Origin of the sequence: Kitasatospora sp. NPDC058243 (genome assembly GCF_042882025.1) — a bacterium.
GTDB lineage: Bacteria > Actinomycetota > Actinomycetes > Streptomycetales > Streptomycetaceae > Kitasatospora.
In genome coordinates this window covers 38,539-52,201 of sequence record NZ_JBHVWW010000043.1, presented here as the reverse complement: position 1 = coordinate 52,201, position 13,663 = coordinate 38,539, and the positions used below count along the sequence as shown (strand labels likewise).

Genomic DNA, 13,663 nt, shown 5'->3' with positions numbered 1-13,663 from the left:
TTCCTCCTCTTGGGGGGAGGGTGGGGGGTGACCGTCTCTGTGGGGGAGCTCCCCGAACGTACCGCAAGCGCGCAAAACGTTCCGGGGGGCGCCCCCCCCCCACACGGGTTCCCCCCCCACCGGCATGTTCGCGTTCCCGCCCCTCAGGGGCCCTAGGTGCCCCGCGCCGTCAGGGGCAGCGGACCACCTGGCCGGCGTAGGCGAGCCCGCCGCCGAAGCCGAAGAGCAGGACCGGGTCGCCCGGGGACAGCTCGCCGCGTTCGACCAGCTTGGAGAAGGCCAGCGGGATGGAGGCGGCCGAGGTGTTGCCGGAGTCGACCACGTCCCGGGCCACCACCGCGTCGGTGAGGCCCAGCTTGGCGGCGATCGAGTCGATGATCCGCAGGTTGGCCTGGTGCGGCACGAAGCCCTTCAGCTCCGACGGGTCGATCCCGGCCTGCTCGCAGGCCCGGCGGGCCAGCGGGGCGAGCTGGGTGGTGGCCCAGCGGAACACCGACTGGCCCTGCTGGCTGATCACCGGGTCCCAGCCGGTGATCACCACGGCGTCGCCCTTCTCCGGCTCGGAGCCCCAGACCACCGGGCCGATGCCGGGCTCGGCACCGTCCTCCTGGGCCTCGACCACCGCGGCGCCGGCGCCGTCGCCGAAGATCACGCAGGTGGTGCGGTCGGTCCAGTCCAGCGTGTCGGACATCCGCTCGGCGCCGATCACCAGCGCGCGGCGCGCCGCGCCGGCCCGGATCGCGTGGTCGGCGGTGGCCAGGGCGTACGAGAAGCCGGAGCAGACCGTGTTGATGTCGTACGCGGCGGGCGCCCGGACGCCGAGCCGGGCGGCCACGGCGGCGGCGGTGTTGGGGCTGCGCTCGATCGCGGTGCAGGTGGCGACCACGATCAGGTCGATCTCGTCGGCCGTCCGGCCGCTCTTGGCGAGCGCCTTCTGCGCGGCCTCGGTGGCGAGGTCGACCAGGGTCTCGCCCTCGGCGATGTGCCGGGTTCTGACGCCCACCCGGCTACGGATCCACTCGTCGTTGGTGTCGACGAGCGCCTCCAGGTCGTCGTTGGAGAGGACCTTGGGGGGCTGGTAGTGGCCGAGTGCCACAATGCGCGAACCGCTCATAGTGCCATGGAACCGGGTTACCCACTGGTCAGCGGGGCGCGCCCGGCTACAGGATCCGCCCCCGCGATCTGTAGGAGCCCGACAAGGGGCGTTGCGGCGACTGGCCTCCGGGCGCGCCGGGATCGACGCCGATGCGGACGACGGGGCGGGCACCGCCGCCGATGACGGGGCCGGCACCGCCCGGAACACCGTTCGGACGCCACCGGAACGCCGCCGGAACGCCGCAGTCGGGCCGGGGTCAGGCCGGGGTCAGGCCGGGGTCGGAACGCCGGGGTCAGGCGGACAGCGAGGCGGCGTCGCCCATCACGATCACCGGGTGGGCCGCCGGGTCCAGGGTGCGGATCAGCTCGGCCATCTTGTCCTCGGGGATCGAGACGCAGCCGTGGGTGGGGCCGTCGTGGTCGACGTGGATCCAGATCCCGCCGCCCTTCTTCGCCCCCATCGGGCGGCGCGGGTCCAGCGGGGAGTTTCCGGGCACCCGGTTGTAGTTGATCGCGACCACGTAGTCGAAGGAGCCGGCCAGCTGGTCGCCGAAGAAGCCCGTCCCGGAGACCACGAAGCTCGGGTCCTTGTCGTACGGGAGCTTGCTGCCCGGGTCGGCCTTGCGGCCGCCCGCGTCGGAGAGCGCGAAGACGCCGATCGGGCTGCGCAGGTCGCCCTCGTTGTGGTCGGTGGTCCAGCCGTTGTTGCCGTTGTGGCCCTGCCAGGTCTCGCCGGCCAGCCAGCGGCCCTCGGGGGTGCGGGTCCAGAGGGTGACGGTGTTCTTGTTGCCGTTCTTGTCCTGGCCGGAGGCGAGCACCACCTGGGTGGTCTCGGTGGGTATCTTCGCGACGAAGTCGGCGCCGAGGCCGGGTATCGCGGCGACCGAGCCGTCCGCACGGACCTGGCTGCGGTCGGCGGCCGGGGGCTGGGTCTGCCGGTCGGCGGCGGCCCGGGCGGCGGGAGCCGGCTGGTCGGGCGTGCTGACGCCCTCCGGGCCGGGGCCGTCGGCGGCCGCGGCGACGGGCTTGGCGTCGTCCTGGCCGACGGTGTACCAGCCGGCGGCGGCCGCGACCAGCAACGCGGTGCCGGCCATCACCGCCTTGCCGTGACGCTTCTTCTTCGCCTTCCGGCGGTGCCCCCGAGCGGCCGCCCGGGGGCCCACGGGCGCCGCCGCGGGCGGGGGCGTGGGCTGCCGGACGGGCTCCGGCTCGAACGCGTACACCGGCTCGGCGTCGTACACCGACTCGGGGGCGTACACCGGCTCGGCGGCGACGAGCGGGTCGGGCCCGGCGGCGTACGGCTGGAACGGCTGGGATGGCTGGAACGGCTGCTCGTACGCCTCGAAGTACCCGTCAGGGGCCTGCGGGAGCTGTCCGTACTCGCCGTAGTGGTCCTGCCGGACGGGCTGCTGGTACGGCTCACCCGCCCCGTACGGCTGCTGCGGCACCCCGTACACCGGCTCCGCTATCGGCTCGTACGACGGGTACGTGGTGGCGCGATGAGAACCGGACATACCGCCGATCCTGCCAAACGGTGTACCGGTTGGTAAACCCGGGGCGGGTGCGGGGGCGGTGAAGAAACGCCGCCGCCCGGGCCGGGGCCCGGGCGGCGGGGGAGTTCTCCGGTCAGAGGCGCATCGCCTGCGGGGCCTCGCGGCGCCCCAGGTCCGGGCCCTCGTACTCGCGGATGATCTCGTAGCGGGTGTTGCGCTCGACCGGGCGGAAGCCGGCGTCGCGGATCAGGTCGAGCAGGTCGTCGCGGCCCAGCTTGTTCGGGGTGCCGAAGTTGTCCGCGTCGTGGGTGATCTTGTACTCGACCACCGAGCCGTCCATGTCGTCCGCGCCGTGGCTGAGCGCCAGCTGGGCGGTGGTGACGCCGTGCATCACCCAGAAGACCTTGACGTGCGGGACGTTGTCGAAGAGCAGCCGGGAGACCGCGAAGGTCTTCAGCGCCTCGGCGCCGGTGGCCATCTCCGTGCGGGCCATCAGCTTGTTGCGCACGACGCCGTCCTTGGAGTCGTGGAAGTCGTGCTGGTAGCGCAGCGGGATGAAGACCTGGAAGCCGCCGGTCTCGTCCTGCAGCTCGCGCAGCCGCAGCACGTGGTCCACCCGGTGGCGGGGCTCCTCGATGTGGCCGTACAGCATGGTGGCCGGCGTCTTGAGGCCCTTGCTGTGGGCGAGGCGGTGGATCCGCGACCAGTCCTCCCAGTGGGTGTCGTGGTCGACGATGTGCTGGCGGACCTCCCAGTCGAAGATCTCCGCGCCGCCGCCGGTCAGCGACTCCAGGCCGGCGTCGATCAGCTCGTCCAGGATCTCGTCGGCGGGCAGGCCGCTGATCTTCTCGAACCAGTGGATCTCGGTGGCGGTGAAGGCCTTCAGCGAGACGTTCGGCAGGGCCGCCTTCAGCTCCCGCAGCGAGCGCGGGTAGTAGCGCCAGGGCAGGGTCGGGTGCAGGCCGTTGACGATGTGCAGCTCGGTGAGGGAGTCGACCTCCATCGCCTTGGCGAGCCGGACGGCCTCCTCGATGCGCATCGTGTAGGCGTCCTTCTCGCCCGGCTTGCGCTGGAACGAGCAGTACGCGCAGGACGCGCTGCACACGTTGGTCATGTTGAGGTGGCGGTTGACGTTGAAGTGGACGACGTCGCCGTTCTTCCGCGTCCGCACGTGGTGGGCCAGACCGCCCAGCCAGGCCAGGTCGTCGCTCTCGTAGAGCGCGATCCCGTCCTCGCGGGTCAGCCGCTCACCCGCGTAGACCTTCGCCTCCAGCTCGCGCTTCAGCCCTGCGTCCATGCGGTGCCCCGCCTCCTCCGACTTCGATTCCTTGCCGGACCGAGCGTACGCCTATGCCGACAGCAGCTCAGCGAGCAGTGCGGGGTCGATGTTGCCACCACTGACCACGGCCGCGACCGTCCGGCCCCCGGTCTCGGCGGCGCGGTGGAAGTAGGCCGCCGGGGCGACCGCGCCGGAGGGCTCGGCGACCAGCCGGCCGCGGCGGGCCAGCAGGGCGACGGTGGCGCGGATCTCGTCCTCGGTGACGGTGACGATGTCGTCCACGTACGCGGTCAGGTGCTCGAAGGGCAGCTCGCCGACCGACGGGGTGCGCAGGCCGTCCGCGATGGTCCGGTAGGTGTCGGCGACCGGCCAGGCCAGCCGGCGGCCGGCCCGGAAGCTGGCCTGCGCGTCGGCGGCCAGCTCCGGTTCCACGCCGATCACCCGGATGCCCGGGCGGGTGAGCTTGAGCGCGGCCGCCGTCCCGGAGATCAGGCCGCCGCCGCTGACCGGCACCAGGACGGTGTCCAGCCCGGCCGGGGCGTCCTCGGCGATCTCCAGGCCGACCGTGCCCTGGCCCGCGATGATGAACGGGTCGTCGTACGGCGGCACCCAGACGTAGCCGTGCCGCTCGGCCAGTTCGGCGGGCAGGGTGTCCCGCTCCTCCGGCGACACCAGGACCACCTCGGCGCCGAACCCCCGGGTGGACTCCACCTTCACCGCCGGCGAGGTGTCCGGCATCACGATCACGGCCTTGATGCCGAGCAGCGCCGCCGCGTACGCCACCGCCTGCGCGTGGTTGCCGCTCGACTGGGCGACCACGCCGCGGGCCCGCTCGCCCTCGGTGAGCGCGGCCAGCCGGTTGTACGCACCACGGGTCTTGAAGGCCCCGGTCGGCTGGAGGTTCTCGGGCTTCAGCCAGAGCCGGCGCTCCCCCTCGTCCGCCCACGGGGCGGGAACCAGCGGGGTGCGCACGGCCACCCCCGCGATCCGCTGCCGAGCGGCGCGCAGCTCCTCCAGACCGACCAGTGCCATCCGTCACTCTCCTTCGGGAGGGAGTTCGCTCACCCGGTTCTCCCACTTCGTGGAGAGTACGACGGTGGTGCGGGTGCGGGCCACGCCTTTCGTGCCCGAGATCCGCTTGACCACCGACTCCAGGCCCGCCACGTCGGCCACCCGGACCTTGAGCATGTAGGAGTCGTCACCCGCGATGAACCAGCAGTCCTCGACCTCGTTGAGGTCCTTGAGCCGGTGCGCGACGTCCTCGTGATCGGCGGCGTCGGTCAGCTGAAGGCCGATCAGGGCCGTGACGCCGAAGCCGAGCGAGGCCGGATTGACCGTCGCGCGGTAGCCGGTGATGACACCGGCCTGCTCCAGCCGGTTGATCCGATCCGTGACGCTCGGGCCGGAGAGCCCGACCAGCCGGCCCAGCTCGGCGTAGGACGCGCGGCCGTTCTCCCGGAGCGCCTGGATGAGCTGTCTGTCCACCGTGTCCATATACCGTCCGCGTCCTTCCGAACCTCACCAGACCCACAGATCATTATCCGGATTCCAAGGCGCCATGCGCGGAACAACCCGGATATCGCAGAGAAGATACTCTCCCGCCCCCGGCCTCCTCACTCCCCCTCAGCCGACACGCTGCCGTTCTCGTCGGCCCGGCGGGCCGCCGCCCCCAACTCCCCTTCCCAGCGCAGGTACAGGGAATGCGGGACGCCGACCGCGTCCAGCACCCGGCCGGCCACGAAGTCGACGAGTTCCCGCACGGTCGAGCCGCCGGCGTAGAACCCGGGAGAGGCGGGGAGGACGACGGCGCCCTGCGCGTCGAGCTCCACCAGGTGCTTCAACGTCACCCCGTTGAGTGGCGCCTCGCGCACGCACACGACCAGCGGGCGGCGCTCCTTGAGGGTGACGCTGGCCACCCGCTGCAGCAGGTCCTTGCTCAGGCCGAGCGCGATCCCGGCCACCGCGCCGGTGGTCGCGGGCACCACCAGCATGCCCTTGGCCGGGTACGAGCCGCTGGACGGGCCGGCCGCGAAGTCCCCGGCGGGCCAGTAGCGGACGTCGTCCAGGCCCTCGTCGGAGCCCAGCCAGGCGGCCAGGTCGGCGCGCCAGTGGGCGTCCCGGAAGGAGATGCCGGTCTCGTCGAGGATGGTGAGCCGGGCGGCTCGGCTGACGATCAGGTCCACCGGCTCCCCGGCGGCGAGCAGCGCCCGGACCACCGAGGCGGCGTACGGCGTCCCCGACGCACCAGAGACCCCGACCACCCACGGCTGACGCTTGACTGTTCCCATGTCCCATTTCTATCCGGACTCACCCGGTCGGGCCTCATCCGCGGGCTCCCCTGGAAGGATGGGGGCATGGCAGCGACCCTCGTCGACCTCACCCATCAGGTGACCACCGCGATGCCGGTCTACCCCGGCGATCCGGCCGTCCTGTTGGAGCCCGCGCTCACCACCGCCACCGCCGGGGTGAACGTGCTGGCCCTGCACCTCGGCTCGCAGTCCGGGACGCACGTGGACGCGCCCTACCACGTGGACGTCACCTGGCCGACCCTGGACGGGCTGCCGCTGGAGCGGTTCACCGGCCCCGCGGTGCTCGCCGACCTGCGCGGACTGGAGCCCCGGGCCGCCGTCACCCCCGAGCTGCTCGCGCCCGCCCTGGCGCGCGTCGGCGAGGGGTCCGTCCTGCTGCTCGCCACCGGCTGGGCCCGGCACTGGGGCACCGACGCCTACCTCGCGCACCCCAGCCTGACCGCGGCCGCCGCCGAGGCGATCGTCGCCGCCGGGGTGCGGACCGTCGGGGTGGACGCGCTGAGCGTCGACCCCACCCCCGACCCGGGCCCGGGCGACCCGGCGGTCGCCGCGCTGCTCGCGGACCTCACCGACGAGCACGACCAGCCCGGCGCCGACGAGCCGACCCTCGCCGCGCACCGGGTGCTGCTGGGGGCGCCCGGCGGCGGGGTGATCGCCGAGAACCTGACCGATCTGCGGGCGCTGCTGGACGCCCAGGAGGCCGGGCGGCCGGTCGAGGTGTCGCTGTTCCCGCTGCGGCTGGCGGCGGCGGACGGTGCGCCGGTCCGGGCGGTGGCACGGCTGGGCTAGGGAGTTCGAAGACCCGCCCCGGGGCGTTCCGGCCAGTCGCCGCACGGGACTTGGTCTAGACCATCCCCCGGCGCCGCCGCTACGCTGTCCGCCCATGGCAGAGATCATCGGAGTGATCGAGCGACTCTGGCGCTACCCCGTGAAATCCACCGGCGGCGAGCGGCTCGACTCCGTCGAGGTGGACGAGCGCGGCCTGGCCGGCGACCGCCTCTACGCCGTCCGCGACGCGGACGGCAAGCTCGGCTCGGGCAAGAACACCCGCCGCTTCCGCCGGATGGACGGCCTGCTCCGCCTCTCCGCCCGCCTCGGCCACCGGATCGACGGCCCCGAACTGTTCGACCCGCTCGGCCGCCCGGTCGCCGACCCGGGCGCCTTCCTGCGCGCCTACCTCCAGCGCGAGGACGTCGAACTCGCCCGCGAGGACGCCGCCTCCCACTTCGACCAGCTGCCGGTCAGCGTGCTCACCACCGCCACCCTGGACTGGGTCCGCGAGGCCGCCCCCTTCACGGTGGTCGACGAGCGCCGGTTCCGCCCCAACATCCTGCTGCGGACGCCCCCGGGCACCCCGCCCTTCGTCGAGGACGGCTGGTTCGGCCGGGAGGGGCACGGCGGCACCGGCGCCCGCCTCGCCTTCGTCCGCTCCAGCGAGCGCTGCGCGATGACCGGCGCCCCGCAGCCGGGGCTGCCGCACGCCCCCGAGATCCTCAAGGCGATCGTGCACGCCCACGACGGCCGGCTCGACGCCCTCGCCGAGGTCGCCGCCCCCGGGCGGCTGAGCGTGGGCGACGAGCTCGCGCTGCACTGAGCCCGGCGAGCACCTGGAGAGCGGAACCGCAGGTCAGGGCGGTCTCAGAGGTTTTCGAAAAAACTTTTGGATCACCTGCAACCCCGGCGGCCGCCACACGTCTATGCCAGTGAGAGGCGGGGAAACCCGCCGAACCCGGACCGCGAGAGGCGCTGGGGGCGACGCCCTCGAACTTCGGGTCCGACTCCAAGCACACGTACCGGCCGGCGGCTGAAATACCGACGGCAGAACACCCTGGGGGGTATTTCCATGCCTGCTGTCCGCGCCCGTCGCTCCCGCTCCACCGTCCTCACCGCCGCCACCCTCGGCGTGCTGCTGGCCACCGGCGCGGTGCTGTCCTCCCCGGCCGCGTACGCCGCCGAGGCACCGGCCGCCGCCACCGCCCCCGCCGCGTCGGCCGCCGAGGCCACGGCCGACAAGCCGTCGCTGAAGGTCAACGCGCCGGCGACGGTCGGCCGCGGCGGACAGCCGGTCGAGTTCACCGAGACCATCACGAACCCCGGCACCACCGAGGCCTCGTTCACGCTGAGGATCGGCACGAGCGGCACGAACTCCGTCTCGGCATACGCCATCAAGGTCGACTACCGCGACGCGGACGGCACCTGGAAGCCCGTCGCCGACACCGTCCCCGGCCTGACCGTCGCCGCCGGTGCCACCAGGACCGTCCAGCTGCGCCTCACCACCGAGCTCGCCGCCTACTGGTCCAACCAGGACTCGACCGTCACGCTCAGCTCCGCCGTCCTCGACGCGACTGGCACCACCGTCCTCGCCGAGAGCACCGACCAGGTCGCGGCCAAGGCCATCACCGTGCAGGTCAAGGACGCGCCGACCACCGCCGTCGCCGGCGGCGCCCCGGTCGAGTTCGACGTCACCGTGAACAACCCCAGCGCCTCCCGCTACACCACCGTCGACAAGGTCGTGGAGGCGGACAAGCACAGCACGCTCCAGGTGCGGAAGGCCGACGGCACCTGGGAGAACATCACCGGCACCACCAGCAGCCAGCCGGGCTCCGACCGGGTCACGTACCACCTCACCGACGACAGGACCATCGCCGCCGGCAGCAGCGACACCCGGCACGTCCGCTTCGCGTTCACCGCCGACGCCCCGCTCGGCACGGCCTACATCCACCCGTGGGCGATGCTCGACCAGGGCGCCGGGGCCATGCAGGCGATCGTCGGCCCCCAGTTCGTCGCGATCGACGTCACCGCAGCCCCGGTCACCGCCAAGCCTGCGCTGACCATCCAGGAGCCGTCCTCGATCGGGTTCGGCGGCGAGCCCGTCGAGTTCTCCGAGACCGTCACCAACCCGGGCACCGCCGAGGCCCCGTTCACCCTGAAGCTCAACGTGAGCAACGTGCACGCCCGGGTGCACGACGCGTTCGCCATCGAGTACCGCGACGCCGACGGCACCTGGAAGCCGGTCGAGCTGACCTTCAAGCAGAGCGACAGGACCTTCAACTTCAGCGGCAAGGTCACCGGCCTGACCGTCCCCGCCGGCGCCACCAAGACCTTCCAGCTGCGGCTCGCCGCCGTGGGCAACAACGACGCGGGCGGCTACAACCAGCCGACCAAGCTCTACTCCGCCGTCGTCGACCCGGCGGCCGAGGACACCGTGCTCGCCGAGGCCGCCAAGGACGTCACGGTGAAGTCGCTGGCCGTCGAGCTCAAGAACGCGCCGGCCACCGCCGTCGTCGGCGGCGCCCCGGTCGAGTTCGACGTCACCGTCAACAACCCCAGCACCTCCCGGTTCGGCAAGCTCGCCACCATCCTGTGGATCGACCCGCACAGCGTCCTGGAGATGCAGAAGGCCGACGGCGCCTGGGAGACCGTGCCCGGCACCCCGGGCCCCCAGTCCGGCGGCCCCGCCCGCTACCTCATCAGCGACGACGCCCTCGCGGCAGGCGCGACCATCACCAAGCACGTCCGCCTCGCCTACACCGCCGAGGCCCAGGTCGGCCAGACCGCCGTCAGCCCGTTCGCCCACATCAACGAGGGCACCGCCCACGCCGCCATCGCGGGCCCGCAGGGCACCGCGATCCAGCTCACCGCCGCGACCGTCGACACCTCCGGCGCCGGCACCGGCCCCGTCATCCGGACCACCTACACCACCGGCACCGCCGACGAGACCGACACCACCGGCACCACGGGCACCACCGGCACCACCACCCAGCTGGCGGGCGGCGAGCTCGCCCACACCGGGTCGGACGGTGTCATCAAGACCGCGGCGGGCGCCGCCGCCCTGCTCGTCAGCGGCATCGGCGCGCTCTTCGTCGCGCGCCGCCGCCGCAGCGCCTGACCGCCCCCGTCCGAGCCCCGGCTCCCCGGCTTCGCCCGGCGGGCCGGGGCTCGGCGTTTCCCGGGAGAGCTCGGTGTTTTCCGGCAGAGCTCGGCGTTTTCCGGCAGACACGTCCCAGGAACGGATCAGGCAGTCTCCCGGCCCCGCTACGGCAGGGCGACCGCCCGCAGGTAGGCCTCGGCGAAGAGGTCGATGGACTCCTCCAGCGAGGGCAGTCCGGCGCCGAGCGCCGGTTCGAGGACCGGCCGCAGCAGGATGTGGTTGATCAGCGGGCCGAACAGCAGTTGGACCAGCACCGGGAGCGGCAGCGGACGCAGCCGTCCGGCCTCGATGTACGGCAGCAGCAGCCGGCCGAGGCCGTCGAACAGTCGCGGCAGGTGGGCCGCCATCATCCGGGAGGCGGGGCCGTCCGGTCGGGCGAACAGGTCGGCGAAGACCGCCGGCATGACCCGGGGCTGGCGGTCGAAGGCCGCGGCGAAGGCGCGGTGGAGCGCCCGGACGGTGTCTTCCAGGCGTTCCGGCGGGTTCGCGGCGAGCGCTTCCAGGTCCGGCAGCGGGCCGTACTGGAGGAAGACGGCGGTGAGCAGGCCGTCCCGGCCCTCGAAGACGGTGTGCAGGCTGGGCAGCGAGCACTCGGCGCGGTCCGCCACGGCGTCCAGGGTGACCCCGCCCAGGCCGCGTTCGGCCACCAGCCCGGCCGCCGCCGCGATCGCGCGCTCCCGTACCGGCGGCCGTCCGCCCGGGTCGACGCCCGCCTGCCGGACCGCCTCGTCCAGCGGCGCCCGGCAGCCGCCGAGCCTGCGCAGCAGGGTGCTGCGGGAGATGCCGGCCGTCGCGGCGATCGCCGTCAGCGGGACGTCCGCGACGTCCTGGCCCCGGTCCTTCGCCGCCGTGAGGGCGGCCGCCACCAGATCCTTCATGTGGAGCAGCATACTACTTGACACCTGAGACAGTTCCAGAGACTCTGTAAATGCAAGTTCCACACGGAAGGTGATCAACCGAGCACAGCAAGGGAGAGAGCCATGAGCGTCGTGATCTCCGGGGGCGGACCGGCCGGAATGATGTTGGGCCTGCTGCTGGCCCGGGCGGGTGTCGAGGTGACCGTGCTGGAGAAGCACGGGGACTTCCTGCGGGACTTCCGCGGCGACACCGTCCACGCCTCCACCGTGCGGCTGATGGACGAACTCGGCCTCGGCCGGAAGTTCGCCGCGCTGCCGCAGAGCCGGCTCGGCAACCTGGTGGTGCCGGTGCCCGGCGTCGGCCAAGTCCCGCTGAGCGCCTACGACCGGCTGCCCGCGCCGTACAACTACATCGCGATGATGCCGCAGTGGGACCTGCTCAACTTCCTCGTCGAGGAAGCCCGGCAGGAGCCCACCTTCACCCTGCGGATGAACACCGAGGCCACCGGGCTGATCCGGGAGGGCGGCCGGGTGGCCGGCGTGCGCTACCGCACCCGCGACGGCGAGCAGGGCGAGCTCCGCGCCGACCTCACCGTCGGCACCGACGGCCGGCACTCCACCCTGCGCAAGGCGGCCGGGCTGGTGGCCGAGGAGTACCCGGTGCCCTTCGACGTCTGGTGGTTCCGCCTGCCCCGGCACGCGGAGGAGCAGGCCGCGCCGCCCAGCCTCGTCGCCGGCTTCGGTGACGGCGAGCTGGCCCTCAGCATCGCCCGCGACAGCTACTTCCAGATCGCCTACTTCAAGCCGAAGGGCTCCGACCCGCAGCTGCGCGCCGAAGGCGTGGAGCGCTTCCGCGAGCGGATCGCCCGGCTGCTGCCCCAGTACGCCGACCGCGTCGACCAGTTGGCGGGCATGGACGACGTCCACATGCTCGACGCCCGGCTCAACCGGCTGGACCGCTGGTACACCGACGGGCTGCTGCTGATCGGCGACGCCGCCCACGCGATGTCCCCGGCCGGCGGGGTGGGCATCAACCTCGCCATCCAGGACGCCGTCGCGGCCGCCACCCTGCTCGCCGAGCCGCTGCTGCGCGGCCGCCCGACCACCGCCGCGCTCGCCCGGGTGCAACGGCGGCGCCAGATGCCGACGGTGGTCATCCAACGGCTGCAGCGGATCCTGCACGGCGTGATGTTCGTCCCGGCGCTCACCGGCCGGCGGTCCGGCCCGCCGATGGGATTCGCCGCGCTCGTCCGCCACGTCCCGGCGGTCCGGCTGGGCATCTCCCGCCTGATCGCCTTCGGCCCCCGCCCCGAGCACGCCCCGGACTTCGCCCGACGGCCCATGGCGTAGCCGCCGGCCGCACGGGCCGGCGGCCGGCCGTTCGGGCGGGAGGCTTCCGGGGAAGGACCGAGGACATGACGATCCCTCACCGCTCGACCGGCACCGGCGACCACCACGTCCTGGTCCTGCACGACTGGTTCGGCACCAGCGCGGGCTGGGGCCCCTTCCTCGACTACCTCGACGGCAGGGCCTTCAGCTACGCGTTCCTCGACTACCGGGGCTACGGGGAACGCAAGGACGTCACCGGCTCCTACACGCTCGCCGAGATCGCCGCCGACGCGCTCGCCCTGGCCGACCAACTCGGCTGGGACCGCTTCTCGCTGATCGGCCACTCGATGGGCGGCAAGGCCGCGCAGCAGGTGCTGGCCGAGGCACCGCTGCGGGTGCGCAAGCTCGTCGGCCTGGCACCCGTCCCCGCCGGGGCCTACCCGCTGGACGCCGACGGCGAGGCGCTGTTCTACGGCGCCGCCGAGGACCGCGAGAAGCGGTACGCGATCCTCGACCTGGTCACCGGGCAGCGGGCGGGCCGGGTCTGGCTGGACCGCATGGTCGACCAGTCGCTCCGGCTCTCCACGCCCGAGGCCTTCGGCGGGTACGTGCGGGACTGGGCGACGGCCGACCTGGAACGCCGCATCAACGGGAACCCCGTCCCCGTCAAAGTGATCGTGGGCGCACACGACCTCGCCCTGACCGCCGACGTGATGCGCGGCACCTGGCTCGCCCACTACCCCAACGCCGAACTGGAGGAGCTCGACGGCAGCGGCCACTACCCGATGTACGAGACGCCGGTGGCACTGGCCACCTCGCTGGAGTCCTTCCTGCACAACTGACACCCGCCTTCACCCGACCGGGTGCGCTTCGCGGCGAGGGGCGGGGACCTGTAGCAGGCTCCTCCGCATGACTGACGATCCGTCAGTGCAGTCGCCTCGACCTCGCGGAGATCCCCATGGCCAACGTCCCGAAAGACCTCAAGTACACCAAGGACCACGAGTGGGTGCGGACCACCGGCAAGGACAAGGCCCGTGTGGGCATCACCGACTTCGCGCAGAAGCAGCTCGGTGACGTCGTCTTCGCCGACATCCCCACCATGGGGAAGCAGCTCGAATCCGGCGAAGCGTTCGGCACGGTGGAGTCCGTCAAGGCGGTGAGCGAGATCTTCATGCCGCTCACCGGAACGGTCACCGCGGTGAACGAGGGCCTGAACGACGAACCCGAGCTGATCAACACGGACCCGTACGGCGACGGCTGGATCATCGAACTCACCGTCGCCAAGCCCGACGAGCTGAAGCAGCTGCTCACGGCCGCCCAGTACGAGGCCTTCATCTCCAGCCGTTCGGAGTAGCCACCCCGGGCCGAGC

General features: G+C 72.7%; 13 protein-coding genes. 6 read left to right on the top strand and 7 right to left on the bottom strand.

Annotated features, from left to right (window positions below):
- Positions 1 to 169: 169 nt before the first annotated feature.
- The 6 genes from ACFVX9_RS25490 to ACFVX9_RS25465 form a co-directional block, all read right to left on the bottom strand.
- Entirely contained in the window at positions 170 to 1,114 is a 945-nt protein-coding gene (locus ACFVX9_RS25490; RefSeq protein ID WP_063348894.1) for a beta-ketoacyl-ACP synthase III, read from the bottom strand.
- Positions 1,115 to 1,388: 274 nt separating this feature from the next.
- Positions 1,389 to 2,609 carry a L,D-transpeptidase family protein gene (locus ACFVX9_RS25485; RefSeq protein WP_380375453.1) on the bottom strand — a complete coding sequence of 407 codons (1,221 nt, stop codon included), beginning with the start codon at positions 2,607 to 2,609 and terminating at the stop codon, positions 1,389 to 1,391.
- Between the two features lie 112 nt (positions 2,610 to 2,721).
- On the bottom strand, positions 2,722 to 3,885 hold the full coding sequence (mqnE, locus tag ACFVX9_RS25480; protein ID WP_063348893.1) for an aminofutalosine synthase MqnE: 1,164 nt from the start codon (positions 3,883 to 3,885) through the stop codon (positions 2,722 to 2,724).
- A gap of 51 nt (positions 3,886 to 3,936) precedes the next feature.
- Entirely contained in the window at positions 3,937 to 4,899 is a 963-nt protein-coding gene (locus tag ACFVX9_RS25475; RefSeq protein ID WP_387983606.1) for a threonine/serine dehydratase, read from the bottom strand.
- A gap of 3 nt (positions 4,900 to 4,902) precedes the next feature.
- Positions 4,903 to 5,361 (bottom strand): Lrp/AsnC family transcriptional regulator, encoded by a 459-nt coding sequence (locus ACFVX9_RS25470; protein ID WP_063348891.1) that lies wholly within the window; start codon positions 5,359 to 5,361, stop codon positions 4,903 to 4,905.
- Between the two features lie 119 nt (positions 5,362 to 5,480).
- Positions 5,481 to 6,155: a UbiX family flavin prenyltransferase gene (locus ACFVX9_RS25465; protein ID WP_380426661.1), complete on the bottom strand. Its 675-nt coding sequence runs from the start codon at positions 6,153 to 6,155 to the stop codon at positions 5,481 to 5,483.
- 66 nt (positions 6,156 to 6,221) lie between these two features.
- Between ACFVX9_RS25465 and ACFVX9_RS25460 the strand changes: the two genes are divergently transcribed.
- From ACFVX9_RS25460 to ACFVX9_RS25450, 3 genes are all read left to right on the top strand, one after another.
- Entirely contained in the window at positions 6,222 to 6,965 is a 744-nt protein-coding gene (locus ACFVX9_RS25460; RefSeq protein ID WP_063348889.1) for a cyclase family protein, read from the top strand.
- Positions 6,966 to 7,059: 94 nt separating this feature from the next.
- Positions 7,060 to 7,770 (top strand): MOSC domain-containing protein, encoded by a 711-nt coding sequence (locus tag ACFVX9_RS25455; protein WP_380375457.1) that lies wholly within the window; start codon positions 7,060 to 7,062, stop codon positions 7,768 to 7,770.
- A 249-nt stretch (positions 7,771 to 8,019) separates the two neighbouring features.
- Positions 8,020 to 10,065 (top strand): hypothetical protein, encoded by a 2,046-nt coding sequence (locus tag ACFVX9_RS25450; protein WP_380485522.1) that lies wholly within the window; start codon positions 8,020 to 8,022, stop codon positions 10,063 to 10,065.
- 146 nt (positions 10,066 to 10,211) lie between these two features.
- Here ACFVX9_RS25450 and ACFVX9_RS25445 read toward each other — a convergent pair whose 3' ends face one another.
- On the bottom strand, positions 10,212 to 10,985 hold the full coding sequence (locus tag ACFVX9_RS25445) for a TetR/AcrR family transcriptional regulator (RefSeq protein ID WP_063351314.1): 774 nt from the start codon (positions 10,983 to 10,985) through the stop codon (positions 10,212 to 10,214).
- 102 nt (positions 10,986 to 11,087) lie between these two features.
- Between ACFVX9_RS25445 and ACFVX9_RS25440 the strand changes: the two genes are divergently transcribed.
- From ACFVX9_RS25440 to gcvH, 3 genes are all read left to right on the top strand, one after another.
- A complete protein-coding gene (locus tag ACFVX9_RS25440) occupies positions 11,088 to 12,314 on the top strand; it encodes an FAD-dependent oxidoreductase (protein ID WP_063348886.1) in 1,227 nt (408 codons plus the stop codon).
- Positions 12,315 to 12,379: 65 nt separating this feature from the next.
- Positions 12,380 to 13,135: an alpha/beta fold hydrolase gene (locus tag ACFVX9_RS25435; protein ID WP_380338149.1), complete on the top strand. Its 756-nt coding sequence runs from the start codon at positions 12,380 to 12,382 to the stop codon at positions 13,133 to 13,135.
- 116 nt (positions 13,136 to 13,251) lie between these two features.
- Positions 13,252 to 13,647 carry a glycine cleavage system protein GcvH gene (gene gcvH / locus ACFVX9_RS25430; RefSeq protein WP_063348884.1) on the top strand — a complete coding sequence of 132 codons (396 nt, stop codon included), beginning with the start codon at positions 13,252 to 13,254 and terminating at the stop codon, positions 13,645 to 13,647.
- Positions 13,648 to 13,663: the final 16 nt, after the last annotated feature.

Excerpts from the sequence above, each read along its gene's own strand:
- ACFVX9_RS25445 (WP_063351314.1), bottom strand. The coding sequence starts at position 10,985 with ATGAAGGATCTGGTGGCGGCCGCCCTCACGGCGGCGAAGGACCGGGGC.
- ACFVX9_RS25440 (WP_063348886.1), top strand. The coding sequence starts at position 11,088 with ATGAGCGTCGTGATCTCCGGGGGCGGACCGGCCGGAATGATGTTGGGC.
- mqnE (WP_063348893.1), bottom strand. The coding sequence starts at position 3,885 with ATGGACGCAGGGCTGAAGCGCGAGCTGGAGGCGAAGGTCTACGCGGGT.
- ACFVX9_RS25435 (WP_380338149.1), top strand. The coding sequence starts at position 12,380 with ATGACGATCCCTCACCGCTCGACCGGCACCGGCGACCACCACGTCCTG.
- ACFVX9_RS25475 (WP_387983606.1), bottom strand. The coding sequence starts at position 4,899 with ATGGCACTGGTCGGTCTGGAGGAGCTGCGCGCCGCTCGGCAGCGGATC.
- ACFVX9_RS25455 (WP_380375457.1), top strand. The coding sequence starts at position 7,060 with ATGGCAGAGATCATCGGAGTGATCGAGCGACTCTGGCGCTACCCCGTG.
- ACFVX9_RS25470 (WP_063348891.1), bottom strand. The coding sequence starts at position 5,361 with ATGGACACGGTGGACAGACAGCTCATCCAGGCGCTCCGGGAGAACGGC.
- ACFVX9_RS25450 (WP_380485522.1), top strand. The coding sequence starts at position 8,020 with ATGCCTGCTGTCCGCGCCCGTCGCTCCCGCTCCACCGTCCTCACCGCC.
- ACFVX9_RS25490 (WP_063348894.1), bottom strand. The coding sequence starts at position 1,114 with ATGAGCGGTTCGCGCATTGTGGCACTCGGCCACTACCAGCCCCCCAAG.
- ACFVX9_RS25460 (WP_063348889.1), top strand. The coding sequence starts at position 6,222 with ATGGCAGCGACCCTCGTCGACCTCACCCATCAGGTGACCACCGCGATG.
- gcvH (WP_063348884.1), top strand. The coding sequence starts at position 13,252 with ATGGCCAACGTCCCGAAAGACCTCAAGTACACCAAGGACCACGAGTGG.
- ACFVX9_RS25465 (WP_380426661.1), bottom strand. The coding sequence starts at position 6,155 with ATGGGAACAGTCAAGCGTCAGCCGTGGGTGGTCGGGGTCTCTGGTGCG.
- ACFVX9_RS25485 (WP_380375453.1), bottom strand. The coding sequence starts at position 2,609 with ATGTCCGGTTCTCATCGCGCCACCACGTACCCGTCGTACGAGCCGATA.